Raw genomic sequence first — 1,846 nt, 5'->3', positions numbered from 1 at the left:
AGGGGTAGCGTCAGGAAAATGCGGATTTACAACGATAAGGAAATTCCAAATTAAAAAGCCCAACTTCTCTACAAATCAAAATAGAGAAATTGAGCTTTTCAGTTACTTCATTTATTTATTGAATTCATTAACTGGAAGAAGTATTCAGGTTTATGAGTCTTATTTAGGTTATACCATGAATGTAATGCATCTGGTGTAAATACATCTATTTTTTTCAGTACCTCCATTGCAAATTCCAGAGGAGCTATTCCTGATGCAGTAACTAAATTCGCATCAGATACCGCAGATCCCAACTCATAGAACTTTTCTCCTTTATAGTTAGGACATACCATTTTAGTATATTCTAAGTTATTACTTGTATGCTTTCTAGTATCTAAGTATCCCATATTCGCGAGGCCCTCAGTTGCACCACAAATTGCAGCAACAATAGTGCCAAGCTTTAAAGCTTGGCCAACTCTTTCCAAGATAGGTTGATGAATTTCTTCACTCCAAGTAGTCCCTCCTGGTAAAATTAAAAGATCTTTACTCTCAAGAGTACATTCATCAAGGGAAATATCTGGTTTTATGCTCAGTCCTCCCATAGTAGTAATCATTTCTTTATTAGCTCCTACTGTAATTACTTTTAAAGGTGCTAAATCTTTTTTGAAATATCTTCCTGAGTTTAGTTCAGCAATTAAATATCCATATTCCCAGTCCGACATTGTATTAAATACATATAGAAAAACTTTTTTTGTTTGCATCCAATAACACTCCAATCACAATTGATATAGCTATGATAATATAACTTCCCTGACAGTTAACGTCAGGGAAGTTATCATACTTGATGAAATTTTATTAATTCCGACAGAACTTCAATAAGTCTTTTCTTAAGACTTATTGGCTCAATAACTTTAATAGATTTATTGTACGGTAAAAGTAAATAAGGTACATATGTATGTATCATATCTTTTTCAAGAAGAAAAACTGCTTGATTTGAAGTCCGTTCTTGTAAATAATGTCCTAAAAACCAATGTTGGCAAATATCAGCCAATACACTTTTATCCCCATTAATAACCAAAGAAATAATCCCTTCCTTATCTTCTATAGTTGGAAGAAGACTTTTTATAAAAAAGTCACGTGCTGAAAAATTTTCTGGCCGGTTAAACTTATTTTCGGTTAGCATTAGACTTTCAATTCGATCTACTCTAAAACTACGGATATCATTCCTAAGATGACAAAATCCAATCACATACCACTTATTATTCCAATAGATAATTCTGTACGGATCGACCAATCGATAATTTAATTGCTTTTCGCCACTTTTATGGTAAAGAATTTTTACTGAGTACCCGTCAGCTACGGCCTGCTCCAACTCCTTCAAAAAAGGTTCCATAGAGAGTGAACTTAATCGACTTATTACTTCAAGACTAGTTAAATGTTGGTTTATCTTTGTTTCCTGCTCTTGATTTGAGTATTTACTTAGTTTTGAAATGGCCCTATTTAGTGCTTCACCTCCATAATATCCGGCTTCTTCTGCAAAAACCGCAGCGTGAAATAGTGAAGTTTGCTCCTCAAAATCAAAAAAAAGAGGAGCCTCAATAAAATTGTTCAATAAAGTGTATCCACCGTTATGTCCTGGTTCTGAAATTATAGGTACGCCACTTGTTGAAATTGTATCAATATAACGATACACAGTCCTTATATTCATCTCTAACTTTTCTGAAATTTGTTTTGCAGTAATTTTTTCACCTGAACGAAGCATCCATAGAATTGCTAACATATTGTCAATTTTAGGCATATAATTCCACCTCTATATGAAATTTATTTTCTATTATATATTTCCGATTTTTGGTATAACTCATCAACT

At 33.1% G+C, this 1,846-nt stretch carries 2 protein-coding genes; both read right to left on the bottom strand.

The features are described from left to right. Positions 1-107 precede the first annotated feature (107 nt). Positions 108-740, bottom strand: coding sequence for a type 1 glutamine amidotransferase family protein (locus MBEAL2_RS28475; RefSeq protein WP_047155545.1), 633 nt, complete (start codon positions 738-740; stop codon positions 108-110). A 74-nt stretch (positions 741-814) separates the two neighbouring features. Then, positions 815-1,777: a helix-turn-helix transcriptional regulator gene (locus MBEAL2_RS28470; RefSeq protein WP_047155544.1), complete on the bottom strand. Its 963-nt coding sequence runs from the start codon at positions 1,775-1,777 to the stop codon at positions 815-817. Positions 1,778-1,846 lie beyond the last annotated feature (69 nt).

Source organism: Aneurinibacillus tyrosinisolvens, assembly GCF_001015055.1.
Taxonomy (GTDB): Bacteria; Bacillota; Bacilli; order Aneurinibacillales; family Aneurinibacillaceae; genus Aneurinibacillus_A; species Aneurinibacillus_A tyrosinisolvens.
This window is presented reverse-complemented; position numbering and strand designations above follow the sequence as displayed.

Bases quoted from the DNA above. Each gene is read 5' to 3' on its own strand.
- MBEAL2_RS28475 (WP_047155545.1), bottom strand. From the start codon at position 740: ATGCAAACAAAAAAAGTTTTTCTATATGTATTTAATACAATGTCGGAC.
- MBEAL2_RS28470 (WP_047155544.1), bottom strand. From the start codon at position 1,777: ATGCCTAAAATTGACAATATGTTAGCAATTCTATGGATGCTTCGTTCA.